Annotated in this window: 18 protein-coding genes; 17 read left to right on the top strand and 1 reads right to left on the bottom strand. The window is 59.6% G+C overall.

Annotation, left to right across the window (positions count from 1 at the left end; translation table 11 throughout):
- The first annotated feature begins 81 nt into the window (after nt 1-81).
- A complete protein-coding gene (locus FFH90_RS19735; protein ID WP_111454171.1) occupies nt 82-363 on the top strand; it encodes a cold shock domain-containing protein in 282 nt (93 codons plus the stop codon).
- Nucleotides 364-436: 73 nt separating this feature from the next.
- Here FFH90_RS19735 and icd read toward each other — a convergent pair whose 3' ends face one another.
- On the bottom strand, nt 437-1,693 hold the full coding sequence (gene icd, locus FFH90_RS19740; protein WP_018925522.1) for an NADP-dependent isocitrate dehydrogenase: 1,257 nt from the start codon (nt 1,691-1,693) through the stop codon (nt 437-439).
- A 506-nt stretch (nt 1,694-2,199) separates the two neighbouring features.
- On the opposite strand from icd, the gene FFH90_RS19750 reads away from it, so the two are divergent.
- From FFH90_RS19750 to nuoH, 16 genes are all read left to right on the top strand, one after another.
- A complete protein-coding gene (locus tag FFH90_RS19750) occupies nt 2,200-4,425 on the top strand; it encodes an NADP-dependent isocitrate dehydrogenase (RefSeq protein WP_138867899.1) in 2,226 nt (741 codons plus the stop codon).
- A 127-nt stretch (nt 4,426-4,552) separates the two neighbouring features.
- A complete protein-coding gene (locus tag FFH90_RS19755) occupies nt 4,553-4,999 on the top strand; it encodes an NUDIX hydrolase (RefSeq protein WP_018925520.1) in 447 nt (148 codons plus the stop codon).
- Nucleotides 5,000-5,058: 59 nt separating this feature from the next.
- Nucleotides 5,059-6,189: a tRNA 2-thiouridine(34) synthase MnmA gene (gene mnmA / locus FFH90_RS19760; protein ID WP_026286365.1), complete on the top strand. Its 1,131-nt coding sequence runs from the start codon at nt 5,059-5,061 to the stop codon at nt 6,187-6,189.
- Complete coding sequence (gene hflD, locus FFH90_RS19765; protein ID WP_007940860.1) at nt 6,186-6,809, top strand: high frequency lysogenization protein HflD; 624 nt, start codon at nt 6,186-6,188, stop codon at nt 6,807-6,809. Before mnmA ends, hflD begins: the two co-directional genes overlap by 4 nt.
- A 128-nt stretch (nt 6,810-6,937) precedes the next feature.
- On the top strand, nt 6,938-8,308 hold the full coding sequence (gene purB / locus FFH90_RS19770; RefSeq protein ID WP_111454060.1) for an adenylosuccinate lyase: 1,371 nt from the start codon (nt 6,938-6,940) through the stop codon (nt 8,306-8,308).
- An 86-nt stretch (nt 8,309-8,394) separates the two neighbouring features.
- A complete protein-coding gene (locus FFH90_RS19775) occupies nt 8,395-9,564 on the top strand; it encodes a cupin domain-containing protein (protein ID WP_138867900.1) in 1,170 nt (389 codons plus the stop codon).
- The gene (locus FFH90_RS19780; protein WP_138867901.1) at nt 9,557-9,982 is read left to right on the top strand and encodes a GNAT family N-acetyltransferase; all 426 of its coding nucleotides are present in this window, start codon (nt 9,557-9,559) and stop codon (nt 9,980-9,982) included. The genes FFH90_RS19775 and FFH90_RS19780 overlap by 8 nt, the downstream gene beginning before the upstream one ends.
- A gap of 234 nt (nt 9,983-10,216) precedes the next feature.
- Complete coding sequence (locus tag FFH90_RS19790; protein ID WP_111454061.1) at nt 10,217-10,978, top strand: secretin N-terminal domain-containing protein; 762 nt, start codon at nt 10,217-10,219, stop codon at nt 10,976-10,978.
- A gap of 514 nt (nt 10,979-11,492) precedes the next feature.
- Complete coding sequence (gene aceA, locus FFH90_RS19795) at nt 11,493-12,818, top strand: isocitrate lyase (RefSeq protein ID WP_138867902.1); 1,326 nt, start codon at nt 11,493-11,495, stop codon at nt 12,816-12,818.
- Between the two features lie 545 nt (nt 12,819-13,363).
- A complete protein-coding gene (locus FFH90_RS19800) occupies nt 13,364-13,777 on the top strand; it encodes an NADH-quinone oxidoreductase subunit A (protein ID WP_007940868.1) in 414 nt (137 codons plus the stop codon).
- A 10-nt stretch (nt 13,778-13,787) separates the two neighbouring features.
- Nucleotides 13,788-14,462 (top strand): NADH-quinone oxidoreductase subunit B family protein, encoded by a 675-nt coding sequence (locus FFH90_RS19805; RefSeq protein ID WP_007940869.1) that lies wholly within the window; start codon nt 13,788-13,790, stop codon nt 14,460-14,462.
- A 72-nt stretch (nt 14,463-14,534) separates the two neighbouring features.
- Nucleotides 14,535-16,319 (top strand): NADH-quinone oxidoreductase subunit C/D, encoded by a 1,785-nt coding sequence (nuoC, locus tag FFH90_RS19810; protein WP_018925512.1) that lies wholly within the window; start codon nt 14,535-14,537, stop codon nt 16,317-16,319.
- Between the two features lie 2 nt (nt 16,320-16,321).
- Nucleotides 16,322-16,819, top strand: a complete 498-nt coding sequence (gene nuoE / locus FFH90_RS19815) for an NADH-quinone oxidoreductase subunit NuoE (RefSeq protein WP_007905058.1) — start codon at nt 16,322-16,324, stop codon at nt 16,817-16,819.
- Complete coding sequence (gene nuoF, locus FFH90_RS19820) at nt 16,816-18,171, top strand: NADH-quinone oxidoreductase subunit NuoF (protein WP_138867903.1); 1,356 nt, start codon at nt 16,816-16,818, stop codon at nt 18,169-18,171. Before nuoE ends, nuoF begins: the two co-directional genes overlap by 4 nt.
- Before the next feature lie 137 nt (nt 18,172-18,308).
- On the top strand, nt 18,309-21,023 hold the full coding sequence (gene nuoG, locus FFH90_RS19825; RefSeq protein WP_018925510.1) for an NADH-quinone oxidoreductase subunit NuoG: 2,715 nt from the start codon (nt 18,309-18,311) through the stop codon (nt 21,021-21,023).
- Complete coding sequence (gene nuoH, locus FFH90_RS19830) at nt 21,020-22,027, top strand: NADH-quinone oxidoreductase subunit NuoH (RefSeq protein WP_018925509.1); 1,008 nt, start codon at nt 21,020-21,022, stop codon at nt 22,025-22,027. Before nuoG ends, nuoH begins: the two co-directional genes overlap by 4 nt.
- Nucleotides 22,028-22,030 lie beyond the last annotated feature (3 nt).

The following is a 22,030-nucleotide window of genomic DNA, read 5'->3' on the forward strand; positions in this document are numbered from 1 at the left end:
AGTCAATCTATTTACAAGATTAGACTGCGGATTAACTGGATGATACTCCAGTGATGGAGTCTGTTGCAGAGGGATATGAGTATGGCTGTCGGTAAGGTGAAATGGTTCAACAATGCCAAGGGGTTCGGTTTCATTAACACCGACGCCAGAGAAGGTCGCGACGAGGATGGCAAAGATATCGATTTCTTTGCCCACTACTCAGCCATTGAGATGGAGGGATACAAGACCCTCAAGGCCGGGCAAATCGTTAGTTTCGAGATCGTTCAGGGCCCCAAAGGGTTGCATGCCGTAAAGATCACATCTGCGACCTCCCTGAACGGACAGACCGCACCTGCCATCAAGCCAGAAACAGTGTCGAGCTGACACAACTTGCCATCCAGTCATAAAAAACCGCCCGAAGGCGGTTTTTTTGTGCTGATTCGCTTACATGTGCCGCTTACATATGCGAGATGAGCGCATCGCCAAACCCGGAAGACGATACCAGCTTCGCGCCATCCATCAGGCGTTCGAAGTCATAGGTCACGGTTTTAGCGGAAATCGCGCCATTGGTGCCCTTGATGATCAAGTCGGCCGCTTCGGTCCAGCCCATGTGACGCAGCATCATCTCTGCGGACAGGATGAGCGAGCCCGGGTTGACCTGGTCCTTGCCGGCGTACTTCGGCGCGGTACCGTGGGTGGCTTCGAACATGGCCACGGTGTCGGACAGGTTCGCACCCGGCGCAATACCGATACCGCCCACTTCTGCCGCCAGGGCATCGGAGAGGTAGTCACCATTGAGGTTCAGGGTGGCGATCACATCGTACTCGGCCGGACGCAGCAGGATCTGCTGAAGCATGGCGTCGGCGATGGCGTCCTTGACGATGACGTTCTTGCCGGTTTTCGGGTTTTTGAACTGCATCCACGGACCGCCGTCGAGCAGGGTCGCGCCGAATTCTTCGGCAGCCACTTCGTAGGCCCATTCCTTGAAGGCACCTTCGGTGAACTTCATGATGTTGCCTTTGTGCACGATAGTCAGCGAGTCGCGGTCATTGTCGACCACATACTGCAGGGCCTTGCGCGCCAGACGCTTGGTGCCTTCCAGGGAAACCGGCTTGACGCCGATACCGCAATTCTGGTCGAAACGGATCTTGGTGACGCCCATTTCTTCTTTAAGGAACTTGATGACCTTGGTCGCCTCCGGCGAACCGGCCTTCCATTCGATACCGGCATAAATGTCTTCCGAGTTTTCGCGGAAGATGGTCATGTCGACGTCGCCTGGCTTCTTGACCGGACTCGGCACGCCTTCAAACCAGCGCACCGGACGCAGGCACACATACAGGTCGAGTTGCTGGCGCAGCGCCACGTTCAGGGAACGGATGCCACCGCCGACCGGCGTGGTCAGAGGGCCCTTGATGGAAACCACGTAATCCTTGACCGCGTCCAGGGTTTCCTGAGGCAGCCAGGTGTCCTGATCGTAAACCTGAGTTGCTTTCTCCCCGGCGTAGACTTCCATCCAGGAAATTTTGCGCTCGCCGCCGTAAGCCTTCTTAACAGCAGCATCGACAACCTTGATCATGACCGGGCTGATATCAACGCCAATACCATCGCCTTCAATGAAGGGAATGATCGGGTTGTTAGGAACATTGAGAGAATGGTCCGCGTTGACGGTAATTTTTTCGCCGACGGCTGGAACCTGAATCTTCTTGTATCCCATGCTGAACTCCATTGTTTGGATTGAACATCTGGCTTCGTCCGAGCGTACCCCAGTTGAATCGGCGCGCAAACCCTATGTTCCGTCCATCTGCCGCGAAGCTGCACAGTTCGTGACGTACAAGCCTGAAAGTAAAGGGAAAAGCGCCAAACTCAAGCACACCATACAAGGCTACTCCCCACGCCTGCCTGCGACCTTTAGACCAATGGACGAGAATCGTTGCATATGAACCATCGGCAGATTGCCAGCTACCTATGTATAATGCCGCCGCTGACCACAGAGTCACGACGGCCGACCTCTCTGCCACTGGAAATGTAGCCGAGACTCTGGGCCCGGAAAAGCAGGATTGTTACCGCAGTCCACCCGCTTGACGCTCGACCGATGCACCCAACATCACCGCAAAGAAACCTCGACATTCGGCTCATGGATGACTTTGAACGAACGCGCTTACCCGGCGCCCCTCGAGTTTCTATGCACGCTTTAGCAAAGAAGAGAGAGTTAATCCGAATATGCCCACCCGCTCGAAGATCATCTATACCTTCACCGACGAAGCCCCAGCCCTCGCCACCTATTCACTGTTGCCTATCGTAGAGGCCTTCACCGCCTCCGCTGATATCGCCGTTGAAACCCGCGATATCTCTCTTGCAGGGCGCATCCTGGCCAGCTTCCCCGAGCAATTGGGTGACAAAGCAGTAGCCGACCACCTCGCCGAACTGGGCGACCTGGCCGTTACACCTGAAGCCAACATCATCAAGCTGCCGAACATCAGCGCTTCGGTTCCGCAACTGCAGGCCGCGATCAAAGAGTTGCAAGCCCAGGGCTATGCACTGCCGGACTACCCGGAAACCGTGACCAGCGACGCCGACAAAGAAGCCAAGGCCCGCTACGACAAGATCAAGGGCAGCGCCGTAAACCCGGTTCTGCGCGAAGGCAACTCCGATCGTCGTGCACCGCTGTCGGTCAAGAACTATGCGCGCAAGCACCCGCACAAAATGGGCGCCTGGGCCAAGGACTCCAAGTCCCACGTAGCCCACATGAGCACCGGCGATTTCTACGGCAGCGAAAAAGCTGCCCTGATCGACGCCGCTGACGCCGTTAAAATCGAACTGATCGCTCAAGACGGCACCACCACCGTCCTGAAAGAAAAAACCACCGTACAAGCCGGTGAGATCCTCGATTGCGCGGTCATGAGCAAAAACGCGCTGCGCAGCTTCATCGCAGCCGAGATCGAAGACGCCAAGGCCAAAGGCGTGCTGCTGTCGGTTCACCTCAAAGCCACCATGATGAAGGTCTCCGACCCGATCATGTTCGGCCAGATCGTTGCCGAGTTCTATAAAGACGCACTGGCCAAGCACGCTGACGTGCTGGCGCAGATCGGCTTCAACCTGAACAACGGCATCGGCGACCTGTACGCCCGCATCAAGGCCTTGCCTGCGGAGCAGCAAGCGCAAATCGAAGCGGACATCCAGGCGGTTTATGCCGTTCGTCCATCGTTGGCCATGGTCAACTCCGACAAAGGCATCACCAACCTGCACGTGCCGAGCGACGTCATCGTCGACGCCTCGATGCCGGCGATGATCCGTGACTCTGGCAAGATGTGGGGCACCGACGGCCAGCTGCACGACACCAAGGCGGTGATCCCGGATCGCTGCTACGCCACCATCTACCAGGCGGTGATCGAAGACTGCAAGGCAAACGGCGCCTTCGATCCGACCACCATGGGCAGCGTGCCGAACGTTGGCCTGATGGCGAAAAAAGCCGAAGAGTACGGCTCGCACGACAAGACGTTCCAGATCAAGGCCAACGGCGTTGTTCGTGTCACCGACAGCAAAGGCACCCTGCTGCTGGAACAGTCGGTTGAAGCCGGCGACATCTTCCGCATGTGCCAGACCAAAGACGCGCCGATCCAGGACTGGGTCAAACTGGCCGTCAACCGTGCTCGCGCAAGCAGCACTCCAGCGATTTTCTGGCTGGACCCAATGCGCGCCCACGACGGCGTAGTGATCGAGAAAGTTCAGGCCTACCTGAAGGATCACGACACTTCCGGCCTGGACATCCGCATCATGTCGCCAGTCGACGCGATGAAGTTCACCCTGGAGCGCACTCGCTCCGGCCTCGACACCATTTCGGTGACCGGCAACGTATTGCGCGACTACCTGACTGACCTGTTCCCGATCATGGAACTGGGCACCAGCGCCAAGATGCTGTCGATCGTTCCGCTGATGAATGGCGGCGGTCTGTTCGAAACCGGCGCTGGCGGTTCGGCACCGAAGCACGTTCAACAGCTGCTGGAAGAAAACTTCCTGCGCTGGGATTCCCTGGGCGAGTTCCTGGCCCTAGCCGCCTCCCTTGAGCATCTGGGTGTGACGTACAACAACCCTAAAGCGCTGGTGCTGGCCAAGACCCTGGATCAGGCCACTGGCCAGTTCCTGGACAACAACAAGTCGCCATCGCGCAAAGTCGGCAACATCGACAACCGCGGCAGCCACTTCTACCTGGCACTGTACTGGGCTCAAGCCCTGGCCGCCCAGACCGAAGACGCTGCACTGCAAGCGCAGTTTGGCGAACTGGCCAAAACCCTGACCGCGAACGAAGCAACCATCGTTGCCGAGCTCAACGCCGTTCAGGGCAAGCCAGTGGACATCGGCGGTTACTACCACGCCAATGCCGAGCTGATCAGCAAGACCATGCGCCCGAGCGCAACCTTCAACGCTGCGATTGCTGCGTTGGTTTAAGGTTGTAAGGGAACATCACAAACCCCGGCCATGCGCCGGGGTTTGTGCTTTCAGCGTTGACAGCATTCAAATGTGAACACTGCCCCCCACAGGGAAAGCGCTTCAAATTCAACATCGAGGACATTTCATGGATTGGCTACCCCACATCACCGTCGCCACCATCGTCGAAGACAACGGTCGCTTCCTGATGGTCGAAGAATCCAAACACGGACGAACGGTGCTCAATCAGCCCGCCGGTCATCTGGACCCGGACGAAACCCTGATCGAGGCCGCCGTACGCGAAACCCTCGAAGAAACCGGCTGGGACGTCGAACCAACCGGCGTAATAGGCATTTACCTCTACACCGCCCCGAGCAACGGGGTGACCTATCAACGCGTCTGCTTCACCGCCAAAGCGCTGAAACACCATCCCGACTATCAATTGGACGACGGTATTGTCGGCGCAAAATGGCTGACGCGTGACGAACTGCTGCAACAGCGCGCAAACTGGCGCAGTGAGCTGATCATCCGCTGCATCGATGATTATCTGGACGGTAAACACTTCAGCCTCGAGCTGATCCGCCCTTCTCTTTAGCCTTGCAGGCTTGAGCCTGCTAGAATCGCGTCCTTTTTCAAGACACTCATTAAATCCCTATGCGTGATCCAGCCCCTTCTGCCACACAAAAGAAGCGCGTCATTGTCGGTATGTCCGGCGGCGTGGACTCTTCCGTTTCCGCTCTCCTGCTGATCGAGCAAGGCTATGAGGTGGAAGGCCTGTTCATGAAGAACTGGGAAGAAGACGACGGAACGGAATACTGCACCGCCATGGATGACCTGGCGGACGCGCAGGCCGTTTGCGACAAGATTGGCATCAAGCTGCACACCGCCAACTTCGCCGCCGAGTACTGGGACAACGTGTTCGAGCACTTCCTGGCCGAATACAAGGCCGGCCGCACGCCGAACCCGGACATCCTGTGCAACCGCGAGATCAAGTTCAAGGCGTTCCTCGACTACGCCATGATGCTCGGCGCCGACCTGATCGCCACCGGCCACTACGTGCGTCGCCGCGACATCGATGGTCGCACCGAATTGCTCAAGGGCCTGGATCCGAACAAGGACCAGAGCTACTTCCTGCACGCCGTCGGCGGCGAACAGATCGCCAAGACCCTGTTCCCGGTCGGCGAGCTGGAAAAACCCGAAGTCCGCGCGATTGCCGAGAAACACGACCTGGCCACCGCGAAGAAAAAGGACTCCACCGGAATCTGCTTCATCGGCGAACGTCGCTTCAGCGATTTCCTCAAGCAATACCTGCCGGCCCAACCCGGCGAGATCAAGACCACCGACGGTGAAGTCATCGGCCGCCACCATGGCCTGATGTATCACACCATCGGCCAGCGCCAGGGCCTGGGCATCGGCGGCCTGAAAGACGCCGGTGAAGAACCGTGGTACGTATTGATCAAGGACCTGGAACACAACGAGCTGATCGTTGGCCAGGGCAATGCCCACCCGCAGCTGTTCTCCCGCGCCCTGCTCGCCTCGGACATCTATTGGGTCAACCCGATCGACTTGACCGAGCCGCGCAGGCTGACCGCCAAAGTGCGTTATCGCCAGAGCGACCAGCCTTGCACCCTGGAGAAGACCGCCACCGGCTACCGCGCCACCTTTGATGACCCGCAACGCGCGGTCACTCCGGGCCAATCCGTGGTGTTCTACGACGGTGAAATCTGCCTCGGCGGCGGCGTGATCGAAGTGGCCGAACCCTGGACCAGCAAGGACCATTCATGAGCCCGACTCAGGAGCAACTGACGGCCCTGGGCGGCGTGTTTCTCGCCGCCGTGCTGGTCGACAAGATAGCCAAGACCGGGCAGACCAACGAAGCCGGCCTGACTTGCATGCTCGGCAGCCTGTTGATTCGCGACCCCAAGGACACTCTGGAAGTGTATGGCGGCGACGACATCAATTTGCGCGAAGGCTATCGCGCATTGATCGGCGCCCTGGAACGCGATCCCAGCACCCTTCAGCGCGAACCGCTGCGCTACGCCCTGGCGATGCTGGGACTGGAGCGCCAATTGGCCAAGCGCAATGACATGCTGGACGTGATCGGCAAACGTCTGCCGCAGATTCAGTCCCAGGTCGAACACTTTGGCCCGGCCCACGAAAACGTGATCGCCGCTTGCGGTGCGCTGTACCAGGACACCCTGAGCACCTTGCGCCAACGGATTCAGGTGCATGGCGACATGCGCAACCTGCAGCAACCGAGCAATGCCTCGAAAATCCGCGCACTGTTGCTGGCCGGGATTCGTTCGGCACGCCTGTGGCGGCAGTTGGGCGGTCATCGCTGGCAGTTGGTGATCAGCCGACGCAAGTTGCTTAAAGAGCTTTACCCGCTGATGCGCAGCAGCTGAACCGCGCCCGCAATACCGTTTTGTAGTCAGTAACGCGTAATACGCCGGTCAGTTGGCAACGGACCGGCGGATCTTTTTCATGTATGATACGCGCCCCATTTCGTTGCCCGACTGTCCGAGAACACCCCATGCAGCTCTCTTCGCTCACTGCGGTTTCCCCTGTTGACGGCCGCTACGCCGGCAAAACCCAGGCCCTGCGCCCTATTTTCAGCGAATACGGCCTGATCCGTGCTCGCGTTCTGGTTGAAGTGCGCTGGCTCCAGCGCCTGGCCGCTCACCCTGCCATCAGCGAAGTGCCGGCGTTCTCCGCCGAAGCCAACGCGGTGTTGAACACCCTGGCGGAAAACTTCTCTCTGGAGCACGCCGAGCGTGTCAAAGAGATCGAGCGCACCACCAACCACGACGTCAAAGCCATTGAATACCTGCTCAAAGAGCAGGCGGCCAAGCTGCCGGAGCTGGCCAAGGTCAGCGAGTTCATCCACTTTGCCTGCACCAGCGAGGACATCAACAACCTGTCCCACGCCCTGATGCTGCGTGAAGGCCGTGATGACGTGATACTGCCGCTGATGCGCCAGACCGCCAACGCCATCCGCGAACTGGCCCTCCGTTTCGCTGAAGTGCCGATGCTGTCGCGCACCCACGGTCAACCGGCATCGCCGACCACCCTGGGCAAAGAGCTGGCGAACGTGGTTTACCGCCTGGAGCGTCAAATCGCCCAAGTCGCCGCCGTTCCGCTGCTGGGCAAGATCAACGGCGCCGTCGGCAACTACAACGCTCACCTGTCGGCCTACCCTGAGATCGACTGGGAAGCCAACGCCCGCGCCTTCATCGAAGACGAGCTGGGCCTGGGCTTCAACCCGTACACCACGCAGATCGAACCGCACGACTACATCGCCGAGCTGTTCGACGCGATCGCGCGCTTCAACACCATCCTGATCGACTTCGACCGCGACATCTGGGGCTACATCTCCCTGGGTTATTTCAAACAGCGCACCATCGCTGGCGAAATCGGTTCGTCGACCATGCCGCACAAGGTCAACCCGATCGACTTCGAAAACTCCGAGGGCAACCTGGGCATCGCCAACGCACTGTTCCAGCACCTGGCGAGCAAACTGCCAATTTCCCGCTGGCAGCGCGACCTGACCGACTCCACCGTGCTGCGCAACCTCGGTGTCGGCTTCGCCCACAGCGTGATCGCGTACGAAGCCAGCCTCAAAGGCATCAGCAAACTGGAGCTCAACGAGCAAAAGATTGCCGCCGACCTGGACGCTTGCTGGGAAGTATTGGCCGAGCCGATCCAGACCGTGATGCGTCGCTACAACATCGAAAACCCGTACGAGAAGCTCAAAGAGCTGACGCGCGGCAAGGGCATCAGCCCTGAAGCACTGCAAACTTTCATCGACGGCCTGGACATGCCAGCCGCCGCCAAGGCTGAGCTGAAACTGCTCACCCCGGCCAACTACATCGGCAACGCTGTAGCACAAGCCAAACGCATCTGATCGACCGCTCTACCCGCTTGAGACGCCCGGCGCCGCCGGGCGTTTTTATTCCCGTCTGAAAAGTGCATTTTTTCAATAGGTTACACATGAATCCTGACATTCCTCTTCAACTTCTGGGCGGCATCACGGCACGGGAATTCCTGCGCGACTACTGGCAGAAAAAACCCCTGCTGATCCGTCAGGCGATTCCTGATTTCGAAAGCCCGATCGACGCCGACGAACTCGCCGGCCTGGCGCTGGAAGAAGAAGTCGAATCGCGCCTGGTGATCGAGCACGGTGAGCGCCCTTGGGAATTGCGCCGCGGCCCGTTCGCCGAAGACGAATTCAGCAAACTGCCGGAACGCGAATGGACCCTGCTGGTGCAAGCCGTCGACCAATTCGTGCCGGAAGTCGCAGAACTGCTGGAAAACTTCCGCTTCCTGCCGAGCTGGCGCGTCGACGACGTGATGATCAGCTTCGCCGCCCCAGGTGGCAGCGTCGGCCCGCACTTCGATAACTACGACGTGTTCCTGCTGCAAGGCCACGGCAAGCGCAACTGGAAAATCGGCCAGATGTGCGATACCGAGAGCCCGCTGCTGCAGCACGCGGACCTGCGCATCCTCGCCGAATTCGAAGCCACCGATGAGTGGGTACTGGAACCGGGCGACATGCTCTACCTGCCGCCGCGCCTGGCTCACTGTGGCGTGGCTGTCGACGACTGCATGACCTACTCGGTCGGTTTCCGCGCCCCGAGCGCCGCTGAAGTGCTGACCCACTTCACCGACTTCCTCAGCCAGTTCCTGTCGGACGAAGAGCGCTACACCGACGCCGACGCCCTGCCGGCGGTCGATCCTCATCAGATCCAGCACGATGCCCTTGATCGCCTCAAAAGCCTGCTGGCCGAGCACATGAGCGACGAGCGCCTGCTGCTGACCTGGTTCGGCCAGTTCATGACCGAGCCGCGCTACCCGGAACTGGTGGTCGGCCCGGAAGAAGTCGAAGAGCAAGACTTCCTCAGCGCTCTCGAAGAAGGTGCCGTGCTGATCCGCAACCCGAGTGCGCGTCTGGCCTGGTCGGAAGTCGACGACGACCTGCTGCTGTTCGCCAGCGGCCAGAGTCGTTACCTGCCGGGCAAGCTGCGCGAGCTGCTGAAAATGATCTGCGCCGCCGACGCCCTACATGTCGATAACCTCGGCCCATGGCTGAGCGACGAAGACGGCCGTGGCCTGCTGTGTGAACTGGTCAAGCAGGGCAGCCTGGGGTTTGCCGATGAATAAGATTCACGTACGTGTCGCAGACTGGCAAAAGGACAACGCCGAGATCCGGCGCATTCGTGAGGCAGTATTCGTCGCCGAGCAATCCGTTCCTCCTGAACTGGAATGGGATGCCGATGACGCCACGGCGGTGCATTTCCTGGCCTTCGAAGGCGACTTTCCGATCGGCACCGCCCGCCTGTTGCCCGATGGCCACATCGGCCGGGTATCGGTGCTCAAAGACTGGCGCGGCATGAAGGTTGGCGATGCGCTGATGCAAGCGGTGATCGGTGAAGCCGAGAAGCGCGGACTGAAGCAGCAGATGCTGAGCGCGCAAGTGCAAGCCACGGCGTTCTATGAGCGCCTGGGCTTCAACATGGTCAGTGAGGAATTCCTGGAAGCCGGGATTCCGCATGTGGACATGGTGCGTCACTCGACTTGATTCCCTGTGGCGAGGGGGCTTGCCCCCGTTGGGCTGCGCAGCAGCCCTGATAATTTTGGGGCCGCTTCGCGCCCCAGCGGGAGCAAGCTCCCTCGCCACAAAAGCCATCAAGAACTCCACAAAACGCCCCGCCATTCTCGGATGCCGGGGCGTTTTGCTGTCTGTGATTCAACTCGCACCACGCCGGGCCGACAAACTGGCAATATCAAACCTTTGATTTGCGGAGAAACGGACATGTCCCTACGCACCCTGCTCACCACGCTGCTGCTGACCTGCAGTTTTTCGGTCATGGCCGCCACCGAGATCGTGCCCCTGAATTACCGCACCAGCGCCGACCTGCTGCCAGTAGCGCAGAACTTCATCGGCAAGGACGGCAAGGTCAGCGCCTACGGCAACCAGCTGATCGTCAACGCCGAGCCCGACAAGATCGATGAACTCAAGACCTTCCTCGCGCAACTCGACACCGCCCCCAAACGCTTACTGATCACCGTCGACACCAACGAAAACAACTTTCAGGGCGATCAGGGCTACTCGGTCAACGGTGCCGCACCGAATCAAACCCGCATCATCAATCGCAGCACCGACAGCCGTGAAGGCGGTATCCAGCAGATTCAGGCCAGCGAAGGCGCACCGGCGCTAATCCAGGTCGGCCAAAGCGTGCCGCTCACCAGCACTCAGACTGACGGCTATGGCGACCTGCGCAGCCAGACCGAATACCGCAATGTCACCCAGGGTTTCTACGTCACCGCCAGCGTCACCGGCAACATCGTTCACCTGGCTATCAGTACCAACCGTGACCGGATGAGCCAGGAACGTCCCGATGTAGTGAACGTGCAAAGTACCGACACAACTGTCAGCGGCCGACTGGGCGAGTGGATCACCCTGGCCGGCGTGAATCGTCAGACTCAGGCCGACAAACAGGGCCTGATCCGCAGCTACTCGACTCAAGGCCGGGATGACATGACTTTGCGGGTGAAAGTCGACACCTTGGACTAAAGCACCAAAAACTGACTGATTAGTCGTATTAGACCAAAGATGTAGTGCTTGAAAAAAAGCACTACAAAACGTTTGACGAGCCAAAAAAGCAAAGGCATGATGGCCTCGCTCCCGCTAATCAGAGGCCCTGGCAAGGGCTTTCGAGTCGCTGTTCGCACCCTACCCCGCGAGCCGATTCGTGTCTGTACCGCCCACAAGGTGTGTTTGACGAGGTTGCCGACTGGAACGAAGTTGTCCCGAGGGACGGAAGCGTAATTAGGTAACCCGGCTCCACACTGAAGTTCGCACCAAGGCCCACGACGCCCGAATGCGCTCGCCAGTTCGCCCTTACCTGCTCACTTCCCCTCGAGCCCATCGTTCATCCCGTCGCCATCCCCGCCGAACCCGACTTGACCGCCTAAGCTTCTGGTCAGCGAGCAGCCATGTACGCCCCCAACTGAATGAGCGTATTTGGCACGCAGGAATTGTTCACCCAGAACCATTTTCGATTAAAGACGCGACGAGGTTTATCTCCATGGCACTGACACGCGAACAGCAAATTGCAGCCCTCGAAAAAGACTGGGCTGAAAACCCACGCTGGAAAGGCGTGAAGCGCAATTACTCCGCTGCTGACGTCGTCCGTCTGCGTGGCTCGGTTCAACCTGAGCACACCTTTGCAAAAATGGGCGCCGAGAAGCTCTGGAACCTGGTGACCCAGGGCGCCAAGCCGTCCTTCCGTCCTGAGAAAGATTTCGTCAACTGCATGGGCGCCCTGACCGGTGGCCAGGCGGTACAGCAAGTCAAGGCCGGCATCCAGGCGATCTACCTGTCGGGCTGGCAAGTGGCTGCGGATAACAACTCCGCCGAATCGATGTACCCGGACCAGTCGCTGTACCCGGTGGATTCGGTTCCAACCGTGGTCAAGCGCATCAACAACTCGTTCCGTCGCGCTGACCAGATTCAGTGGAAAGCCGGCAAGAACCCGGGCGACGAAGGCTACATCGACTACTTCGCCCCGATCGTGGCTGACGCTGAAGCCGGTTTCGGCGGCGTGCTGAACGCTTACGAGCTGATGAAAAGCATGATCGAAGCAGGCGCCGCCGGCGTTCACTTCGAAGACCAACTGGCCTCCGTGAAAAAATGCGGCCACATGGGCGGCAAGGTACTGGTTCCGACCCAGGAAGCCGTGCAGAAGCTGACCGCTGCTCGCCTGGCAGCCGACGTCGCCGGTGTACCGACCATTATCCTGGCCCGTACCGACGCCAACGCTGCTGACCTGCTGACGTCCGACTGCGACCCGTACGACCAGCCATTCGTGACCGGCACCCGTACCCCGGAAGGCTTCTACAAGGTTCGCGCCGGTCTCGACCAGGCCATCGCTCGCGGCCTGGCCTACGCGCCGTACGCCGACCTGATCTGGTGCGAAACCGCCAAGCCGGATCTGGACGAAGCCCGTCGCTTCGCCGAAGCGATCAAAAAGGAATACCCGGACCAACTGCTGTCGTACAACTGCTCGCCTTCCTTCAACTGGAAGAAAAACCTGGACGACGCGACCATCGCCAAGTTCCAGCGCGAACTGTCCGCCATGGGCTACAAGCACCAGTTCATCACCCTGGCCGGCATTCACAACATGTGGCACAGCATGTTCAACCTGGCGCACGACTACGCCCGCAACGACATGACTGCCTACGTGAAGCTGCAAGAGCAAGAGTTCGCTGACGCCGCCAAGGGCTACACCTTCGTGGCTCACCAGCAGGAAGTGGGCACCGGCTACTTCGACGACATGACCACCGTGATCCAGGGTGGCACGTCTTCGGTAACCGCACTGACCGGCTCGACCGAAGAAGAACAGTTCCACTGATCTGCTTCGCTTAAACAAACGGCCCTTGCGGACCGAATAAAAAGCTAACCGCAAAGCCGCTCATCTGACGCCCCGACTGGTTCGGGGCGTTTTTTTGCCTGGGATTCCCCTCCTCTCACTCCTACAGGATCGAGCGCAGGGAAAAACCTTGATCCAGAGCAGTTTCACGATCAGGAAAACAAGGTAAAACCACCCCGCGCGCTACTTGCAGTAACGCGCATATAAGACAACTTCCCGTACCGCTGCTCGCTAAACAGTTTGAAAACCATACCAAATAACATTGATTATCATTTAGCGACAACTATGTTCGTTACATTCCCTACAAAACATATTTGACAAAACCCCCGCTAATGCCCGAACCGTATGGGCTACAGGGCTTTGGAGATGCGCCATGTCCTTATTCCAATAAATAATTTCGCTATAGGAATTTTACTTGCAGGGTGTTTAGCCATAAAATCAGCGGGATTGATTGCTGCGACATATCGTCACTGCCTTATTTCTTTATCAAGCTCAGAGACCTTTGCTCTCTGTTAAGGATTACCAGCATGCCCGAAGCGACCGGACTCATGGCCCACAACTGGGGCTTTGCCATTTTCCTTCTGGGTGTCGGCGGCCTTTGCGCCTTCATGCTCGGCGTCTCCAGCCTCCTCGGGTCAAAAGCCTGGGGCCGCAGCAAAAACGAACCGTTCGAGTCCGGCATGCTACCTACAGGTGGCGCCCGCTTGCGGCTCTCAGCCAAATTCTATCTGGTCGCGATGCTCTTCGTGATCTTCGATATCGAAGCCCTCTTTCTCTTTGCCTGGTCTGTGTCCGTCCGCGAAAGCGGCTGGACCGGATTCGTCGAAGCTCTCGTTTTCATAGCAATTCTGTTGGCAGGTCTTGTCTACCTATTTCGAGTGGGCGCCCTTGACTGGGCTCCGGCAGCTCGTCTTAAGCGGCAAGCGAAGCTGAAACAATGAGGCTTTGGCAATGCAATACAATCTCACCAGGATCGACCCCGATGCTCCTAACGAGCAGTATCCGATTGGCCAACGGGAAACCGTTTCCGATCCGTTAGAAGATCAAGTTCACAAAAACATTTTCATGGGCAAGCTCGAAGACGTGCTCAACGGCACGATCAACTGGGGGCGCAAGAACTCCCTGTGGCCGTATAACTTCGGTCTTTCGTGCTGCTACGTGGAAATGACCACCGCCTTCACGGCGCCCCACGACATCGCGCGCTTTGGCGCCGAGGTAATCCGGGCATCGCCGCGTCAGGCGGATTTCATGGTTATCGCCGGTACCTGCTTCATCAAGATGGCGCCGATCATTCAGCGTCTCTACGAGCAGATGCTCGAACCTAAATGGGTCATTTCCATGGGTTCGTGCGCCAACTCCGGTGGCATGTACGACATCTACTCCGTCGTTCAAGGGGTGGACAAGTTCCTGCCCGTGGACGTCTACGTGCCTGGCTGCCCACCCCGCCCTGAAGCTTTTCTGCAAGGCTTGATGCTGTTGCAGGAGTCGATTGGCCAGGAGCGTCGCCCACTTTCCTGGGTCGTTGGCGATCAAGGCGTTTACCGCGCCGAGATGCCTTCGCAAAAGGAACAGCGCCGCGAACAGCGTATTCAGGTAACCAACCTGCGCAGCCCCGACGAAGTCTGATCCAGATCTGCTTCTTTTATAGAACGAGAAACTGGCTTCATTCTTTACGTTGACCGAAAGCGATAAATAACCATGACTGCAGGCAGTGCTCTGTACATCCCGCCTTATAAGGCAGACGACCAGGATGTGGTCGTCGAACTGAACAACCGTTTTGGCCCAGAGGCGTTCACCGCCCAGCCTACCCGCACCGGCATGCCGGTGCTTTGGGTTGCCCGTGCCAAACTCGTCGAAGTCCTGACTTTCCTGCGCAACCTGCCCAAGCCGTACGTCATGCTCTATGACCTGCACGGCGTGGACGAGCGTCTGCGCACCAAGCGTCAAGGGCTGCCAAACGGCGTCGACTTCACTGTGTTCTATCACTTGATGTCGATCGAACGTAATAGTGACGTAATGATCAAGGTTGCCTTGTCCGAGAGCGACCTCAACCTGCCGAGCGTCACCAGCATCTGGCCGAACGCCAACTGGTACGAGCGTGAAGTGTGGGACATGTACGGCATTCACTTTGCCGGCCACCCGCACCTGAGCCGCATCATGATGCCGCCGACCTGGGAAGGTCACCCGCTGCGCAAGGACTTCCCGGCCCGTGCCACCGAGTTCGATCCGTTCAGCCTGACCCTGGCCAAGCAACAGCTTGAGGAAGAAGCCGCGCGCTTCAAGCCTGAAGACTGGGGCATGAAGCGTTCCGGCCCGAACGAGGACTACATGTTCCTCAACCTGGGTCCGAACCACCCTTCGGCCCACGGTGCGTTCCGTATCATCCTGCAGCTGGACGGTGAAGAGATCGTCGACTGCGTGCCAGACGTCGGCTACCACCACCGTGGTGCCGAGAAGATGGCCGAGCGTCAGTCCTGGCACAGCTTCATTCCGTACACCGACCGTATCGACTACCTCGGCGGCGTAATGAACAACCTGCCGTACGTGCTCTCGGTCGAGAAGCTGGCCGGCATCAAGGTGCCCGAGAAGGTCGATGTCATCCGCATCATGATGGCCGAGTTCTTCCGGATCACCAGCCACCTGCTGTTCCTGGGGACTTACATCCAGGACGTCGGCGCGATGACTCCGGTGTTCTTCACCTTCACCGACCGCCAGAAGGCGTACACGGTGATCGAAGCCATTACCGGTTTCCGCCTGCACCCGGCCTGGTACCGCATCGGTGGCGTCGCCCACGACCTGCCACGCGGCTGGGAAAAACTGGTCAAGGATTTCGTCGAGTGGATGCCAAAGCGTCTGGACGAATACCAGAAAGCCGCACTGGACAACAGCATCCTGCGTGGCCGGACCATCGGCGTCGCCGCCTACAACACCAAGGAAGCCCTGGAATGGGGCGTCACCGGTGCCGGCCTGCGTTCGACCGGTTGCAATTTCGACCTGCGTAAAGCTCGCCCCTACTCCGGCTACGAAAACTTCGAATTCGAAGTCCCGCTGGCGGCCAATGGCGATGCCTACGACCGTTGCATCGTTCGCGTCGAAGAAATGCGCCAGAGCATCAAGATCATCGAGCAGTGCCTGCGCAACATGCCGGAAGGCCCGTACAAGGCGGATCACCCGCTGACCACGCCGCCGCCTAAAGAGCGCACGCTGCAGCACATCGAGACCCTGATCACGCACTTCCTGCAAGTTTCGTGGGGCCCGGTCATGCCGGCCAACGAATCCTTCCAGATGATCGAAGCGACCAAGGGCATCAACAGTTATTACCTGACGAGCGATGGCGGCACCATGAGCTACCGCACCCGGATTCGTACCCCAAGCTTCCCGCACTTGCAGCAGATCCCTTCGGTGATCAAAGGCAGCATGGTCGCGGACTTGATCGCGTACCTGGGTAGTATCGATTTCGTTATGGCCGACGTGGACCGTTAAGCATGAACAGCACGCTTATCCTGACAGACCGTTTCGCCCTCAGCGAAACCGAGCGCTCGGCCATCGAGCACGAGCTGCATCACTACGAAGACCCGCGCGCGGCGTCGATCGAAGCCCTGAAGATCGTTCAGAAGGAACGTGGCTGGGTGCCTGACGGCGCGCTCTACGCCATCGGCGAAATCCTCGGCATCCCGGCAAGCGACGTTGAAGGGGTGGCTACTTTCTACAGCCAGATCTTCCGTCAGCCAGTCGGCCGTCACATCATCCGCGTCTGCGACAGCATGGTCTGCTACATCGGCGGCCATGAGTCGGTGGTCAGCGAAATCCAGAGCAAGCTGGGCATCGGCCTGGGCCAGACCACCGCCGACGGTCGCTTCACCCTGCTGCCGGTCTGCTGCCTCGGTAACTGTGACAAGGCGCCGGCGTTGATGATCGACGACGACACATTCGGTGATGTACAGCCTGCCGGCGTTGCCAAATTGCTCGAGGGCTACGTATGACCCTGACTTCCTTTGGTCCAGCCAACCGCATCAAGCGTTCGGCCGAGACTCACCCGCTCACCTGGCGCCTGCGTGACGACGGCGAAGCCGTATGGCTCGACGAGTACCAGGCCAAGAACGGTTACGCCGCTGCACGCAAGGCCTTCGCCGACATGGCCCAGGACGACATCGTCCAGACCGTGAAAGACTCCGGCCTCAAGGGCCGCGGCGGTGCAGGCTTCCCCACGGGCGTGAAGTGGGGCCTGATGCCCAAGGACGAATCCATCAACATCCGCTACCTGCTGTGCAACGCGGATGAAATGGAGCCGAACACCTGGAAAGACCGCATGCTGATGGAGCAACTGCCCCATCTGCTGATCGAAGGCATGCTGATCAGTGCTCGCGCGCTGAAAACCTACCGTGGCTACATCTTCCTGCGTGGCGAGTACACCACCGCCGCCAAGCACCTGAACCGTGCCGTGGAAGAAGCCAAGGCAGCAGGCCTGCTGGGCAAGAACATCCTGGGCAGCGGCTTCGATTTCGAGCTGTTCGTCCACACCGGCGCCGGGCGTTACATCTGCGGTGAAGAAACCGCACTGATCAACTCCCTCGAAGGCCGCCGCGCCAACCCGCGCTCCAAGCCGCCCTTCCCTGCCGCCGTGGGCGTGTGGGGCAAGCCGACTTGCGTGAACAACGTCGAAACCCTGTGCAACGTGCCGGCGATCATTGCCGACGGCGTGGACTGGTACAAATCGTTGGCCCGTGAAGGCAGCGAAGACATGGGCACCAAGCTCATGGGCTTCTCCGGCAAGGTCAAGAACCCGGGCCTGTGGGAATTGCCGTTCGGCGTTACCGGTCGCGAGCTGTTCGAAGACTACGCCGGCGGCATGCGCGACGGTTACAAGCTCAAGTGCTGGCAGCCAGGCGGCGCCGGTACCGGTTTCCTGTTGCCGGAACACCTGGACGCACAAATGTACGCCGGCGGCATCGCCAAAGTGGGCACCCGTATGGGTACCGGCCTGGCCATGGCGGTGGACGACAGAGTCAACATGGTGTCCCTGCTGCGCAACATGGAAGAGTTCTTCGCCCGTGAATCGTGTGGTTTCTGCACCCCATGCCGTGACGGTCTGCCGTGGAGCGTCAAGCTGCTGCGCGCGATCGAGAACGGTGAAGGGCAAGCCGGCGATATCGAGACCCTGCTGGGTCTGGTCGGTTTCCTCGGCCCAGGCAAGACCTTCTGTGCTCACGCACCGGGTGCCGTGGAGCCGTTGGGCAGTGCCATCAAATACTTCCGTCCAGAGTTCGAAGCCGGCATCGCGCCTACCCGCGCCGTCGTCCCGCCTCTGGCAAAGCCGATCGTAGTCGGCGCTTAACGCTTTAAAAAAGGCGAACGGTCCGTGCCGTTCGCCTTTCGTCCGATGACGCCTTTTGAGGCTGTTTGGATTTGGACGGATAACAAGATTCCATTAGCCACGCCCGCTGACACCGGGCCAACGAAGAACTTTGAACCATGGCCACTATCCACGTAGACGGCAAAGAGCTCGAAGTCGATGGGGCAGACAACCTGTTACAGGCATGTCTGTCGCTAGGCCTCGATATCCCTTATTTCTGCTGGCACCCAGCCCTTGGCAGCGTTGGCGCTTGCCGCCAGTGCGCGGTCAAGCAGTACACCGACGAGAACGACAAGCGTGGTCGGATTGTCATGTCCTGCATGACCCCCGCCACCGACGGCAGCTGGATCTCCATCGACGACGAAGAAGCGAAAGTGTTTCGCGCCAGCGTCGTTGAATGGCTGATGACCAACCACCCTCACGACTGCCCGGTCTGTGAGGAAGGCGGTCACTGCCACCTGCAAGACATGACGGTGATGACCGGCCACAACGAGCGCCGTTATCGCTTTACCAAGCGTACCCACCAGAACCAGCAACTGGGCCCGTTCATTTCCCACGAAATGAACCGCTGCATCGCTTGCTACCGTTGCGTGCGCTTCTATAAGGACTACGCCGGTGGCACCGATCTCGGTGTGTTTGGCGCCCACGACAACGTGTACTTCGGTCGCGTTGAAGACGGCACCCTGGAAAGCGAGTTCTCCGGCAACCTCACCGAGGTCTGCCCGACCGGTGTGTTCACCGACAAGACTCACTCCGAGCGCTACAACCGCAAATGGGACATGCAGTTCTCGCCGAGCATATGCCATGGCTGCTCCAGCGGTTGCAACATCTCCCCGGGCGAGCGTTACGGCGAACTGCGCCGCATCGAAAACCGCTTCAACGGTTCGGTGAACCAGTACTTCCTGTGCGACCGTGGCCGTTTCGGCTATGGCTATGTCAACCGCAAGGATCGCCCACGTCAGCCACTGCTGGCCAACGGCGCGAAACTGAGCCTGGACGAAGCACTGGATAAAGCCGCCGACCTGCTGCGCGGTCGCAACATCGTCGGTATCGGTTCGCCACGCGCCAGCCTCGAAAGCAACTACGCGCTGCTCGAACTGGTCGGCGCCGAGCACTTCTACTCCGGTATCGAAGCCTCGGAGCTGGAACGCATTCGTCTGGTCATGCAGGTGCTCAAAGACAGCCCGCTGCCGATCCCGAACATGCGCGACGTCGAAGACCACGATGCGATTTTCGTCCTCGGCGAAGACCTGACCCAGACCGCTGCGCGCATGGCCCTGGCCCTGCGTCAATCGGTCAAGGGCAAGGCCGAAGACATGGCCGACGCCATGCGCGTTCAGCCATGGCTCGACGCCGCGGTGAAGAACATCGGCCAGCACGAGCTGAACCCGCTGTTCATCGCCAGCCTGGCTGAAACCAAGCTCGACGACATCGCTGAAGAATGCGTTCACGCCGCACCAGACGACCTGGCCCGCATCGGTTTCGCCGTGGCTCACGCCCTCGACGCCAGCGCACCGGCCGTTGAAGGTCTGGACGCTGAAGCTCTGGCGCTGGCCAAGCGCATTGCCGACGCCCTGCTCGCCGCCAAGCGTCCGCTGATCATTGCCGGTACCTCGCTGGGTTCCAAGGCGCTGATCGAAGCGGCGGCAAACATCGCCAAAGCCCTGAAGCTGCGCGAGAAGAACGGTTCCATCAGCCTGATCGTGCCGGAGGCCAACAGCCTCGGCCTGGCCATGCTCGGCGGTAACTCGGTCGACGAAGCGCTGCAAGCGGTAATCGATGGCCGTGCCGACGCCATCGTCGTGCTGGAAAACGACCTGTACACCCGCACCGACAAATCCAAGGTCGATGCTGCCCTGAACGCCGCGAAAGTGGTGATCGTGGCGGACCATCAGAAGACCGCCACCAGCGATCGCGCGCACCTGGTACTGCCAGCGGCCAGCTTCGCTGAAGGCGACGGTACGCTGGTCAGCCAGGAAGGCCGCGCCCAGCGCTTCTTCCAGGTCTTCGACCCGACTTACCTCGACGCGAGCATTCTGGTTCACGAAGGCTGGCGCTGGCTGCACGCCCTGCGTTCGACCCTGCTGAACCAGCCGATCGACTGGACCCAACTGGACCACGTCACCGCTGCCGTTGCTGCAAGCACGCCGCAACTGGCGCGTATCGTCGATGCCGCACCGTCCGCCGCATTCCGGATCAAAGGCCTGAAACTGGCGCGCGAACCGCTGCGTTACTCCGGTCGTACCGCCATGCGCGCCGACATCAGCGTGCACGAACCGCGTACTTCCCAGGATAACGACACCGCGTTCTCGTTCTCCATGGAAGGTTACTCGGGCTCCGCCGAACCTCGCCAGCAAGTACCTTTCGCCTGGTCTCCGGGCTGGAACTCGCCGCAAGCCTGGAACAAGTTCCAGGACGAAGTCGGTGGTCACCTGCGCGCTGGCGACCCGGGCACTCGCCTGATCGAAAGCACCGGTGATTCGCTGAACTGGTTCGCCAGTGTTCCGCGTGCGTTCAACCCGGCGCCAGGCACCTGGCAGGTCGTACCGTTCTTCCACCTGTTCGGCAGCGAAGAAAACTCTTCCAAAGCCGCACCGGTGCAGGAACGCATCCCGGCCGCCTACGTGTCGCTGGCCAAGTCCGAAGCCGATCGCCTGGGTGTCAATGACGGTGCCCTGCTGAGCTTGAACGTTGCCGGCCAGACTTTGCGTCTGCCGCTGCGCATCAACGAAGAGCTGGGTGCCGGTCTGGTCGCATTGCCTGCAGGTATCGCCGGCATTCCACCAGCCATCTTTGGCAAATCCGTTGACGGTCTGCAGGAGGCAGCGCTATGACCTGGTTCACTCCTGAAGTGATCGACGTAATCATCGCGGTCCTCAAGGCCATCGTGATTCTGCTCGCCGTAGTGGTTTGCGGCGCGCTGCTGAGCTGGGTCGAGCGTCGTTTGCTCGCCCTCTGGCAGGACCGTTACGGTCCGAACCGCGTCGGCCCGTTTGGCGCGTTCCAGATTGCGGCCGACATGATCAAGATGTTCTTCAAGGAAGACTGGACTCCGCCGTTCGCCGACAAAGTGATCTTCACCCTGGCACCGGTCGTGGCCATGAGCGCCTTGCTGATTGCCTTCGCGATCATCCCGATCACCCCGACCTGGGGCGTGGCGGATATCAACATCGGCATCCTGTTCTTCTTCGCCATGGCGGGTCTTTCGGTCTACGCGGTGCTGTTCGCCGGCTGGTCGAGCAACAACAAGTTCGCCCTGTTGGGCAGCTTGCGGGCCTCGGCACAAACCGTGTCGTACGAAGTGTTCATGGGCCTGTCGCTGATGGGCATCGTGATCCAGGTTGGCTCGTTCAACATGCGCGACATCGTTGAATACCAAGCGCAGAACATGTGGTTCATCATTCCGCAGATCTTCGGTTTCCTGACATTCTTCATCGCTGGCGTCGCCGTGACTCACCGTCACCCGTTCGACCAGCCGGAAGCGGAACAGGAACTGGCCGATGGTTACCACATTGAATACGCCGGCATGAAATGGGGCATGTTCTTCGTGGGTGAGTACATCGGCATCGTGTTGATCTCGGCGCTGCTGGTCACGCTGTTCTTCGGTGGCTGGCACGGCCCGTTCGGCCTGCTGCCGCAGATCCCGTTCATCTGGTTCGCACTGAAAACCGCGTTCTTCATCATGTTCTTCATCCTGCTGCGCGCCTCGATTCCGCGCCCACGGTATGACCAAGTGATGGACTTCAGCTGGAAGTTCTGCCTGCCGCTGACCCTCGTCAACATGCTGGTGACCGCTGCGATCGTGTTGCTCAACACGCCCGCCGTCGCGGCTCAGTGAGGA

It is taken from the genome of Pseudomonas sp. ATCC 43928 (assembly GCF_005938665.2).
Classification (GTDB): Bacteria; Pseudomonadota; Gammaproteobacteria; order Pseudomonadales; family Pseudomonadaceae; genus Aquipseudomonas.

Coding starts and splice junctions, on each gene's coding strand:
- FFH90_RS19735 (WP_111454171.1), top strand. CDS start 82: ATGGCTGTCGGTAAGGTGAAATGGTTCAACAATGCCAAGGGGTTCGGT.
- icd (WP_018925522.1), bottom strand. CDS start 1,693: ATGGGATACAAGAAGATTCAGGTTCCAGCCGTCGGCGAAAAAATTACC.
- FFH90_RS19750 (WP_138867899.1), top strand. CDS start 2,200: ATGCCCACCCGCTCGAAGATCATCTATACCTTCACCGACGAAGCCCCA.
- FFH90_RS19755 (WP_018925520.1), top strand. CDS start 4,553: ATGGATTGGCTACCCCACATCACCGTCGCCACCATCGTCGAAGACAAC.
- mnmA (WP_026286365.1), top strand. CDS start 5,059: ATGCGTGATCCAGCCCCTTCTGCCACACAAAAGAAGCGCGTCATTGTC.
- hflD (WP_007940860.1), top strand. CDS start 6,186: ATGAGCCCGACTCAGGAGCAACTGACGGCCCTGGGCGGCGTGTTTCTC.
- purB (WP_111454060.1), top strand. CDS start 6,938: ATGCAGCTCTCTTCGCTCACTGCGGTTTCCCCTGTTGACGGCCGCTAC.
- FFH90_RS19775 (WP_138867900.1), top strand. CDS start 8,395: ATGAATCCTGACATTCCTCTTCAACTTCTGGGCGGCATCACGGCACGG.
- FFH90_RS19780 (WP_138867901.1), top strand. CDS start 9,557: ATGAATAAGATTCACGTACGTGTCGCAGACTGGCAAAAGGACAACGCC.
- FFH90_RS19790 (WP_111454061.1), top strand. CDS start 10,217: ATGTCCCTACGCACCCTGCTCACCACGCTGCTGCTGACCTGCAGTTTT.
- aceA (WP_138867902.1), top strand. CDS start 11,493: ATGGCACTGACACGCGAACAGCAAATTGCAGCCCTCGAAAAAGACTGG.
- FFH90_RS19800 (WP_007940868.1), top strand. CDS start 13,364: ATGCCCGAAGCGACCGGACTCATGGCCCACAACTGGGGCTTTGCCATT.
- FFH90_RS19805 (WP_007940869.1), top strand. CDS start 13,788: ATGCAATACAATCTCACCAGGATCGACCCCGATGCTCCTAACGAGCAG.
- nuoC (WP_018925512.1), top strand. CDS start 14,535: ATGACTGCAGGCAGTGCTCTGTACATCCCGCCTTATAAGGCAGACGAC.
- nuoE (WP_007905058.1), top strand. CDS start 16,322: ATGAACAGCACGCTTATCCTGACAGACCGTTTCGCCCTCAGCGAAACC.
- nuoF (WP_138867903.1), top strand. CDS start 16,816: ATGACCCTGACTTCCTTTGGTCCAGCCAACCGCATCAAGCGTTCGGCC.
- nuoG (WP_018925510.1), top strand. CDS start 18,309: ATGGCCACTATCCACGTAGACGGCAAAGAGCTCGAAGTCGATGGGGCA.
- nuoH (WP_018925509.1), top strand. CDS start 21,020: ATGACCTGGTTCACTCCTGAAGTGATCGACGTAATCATCGCGGTCCTC.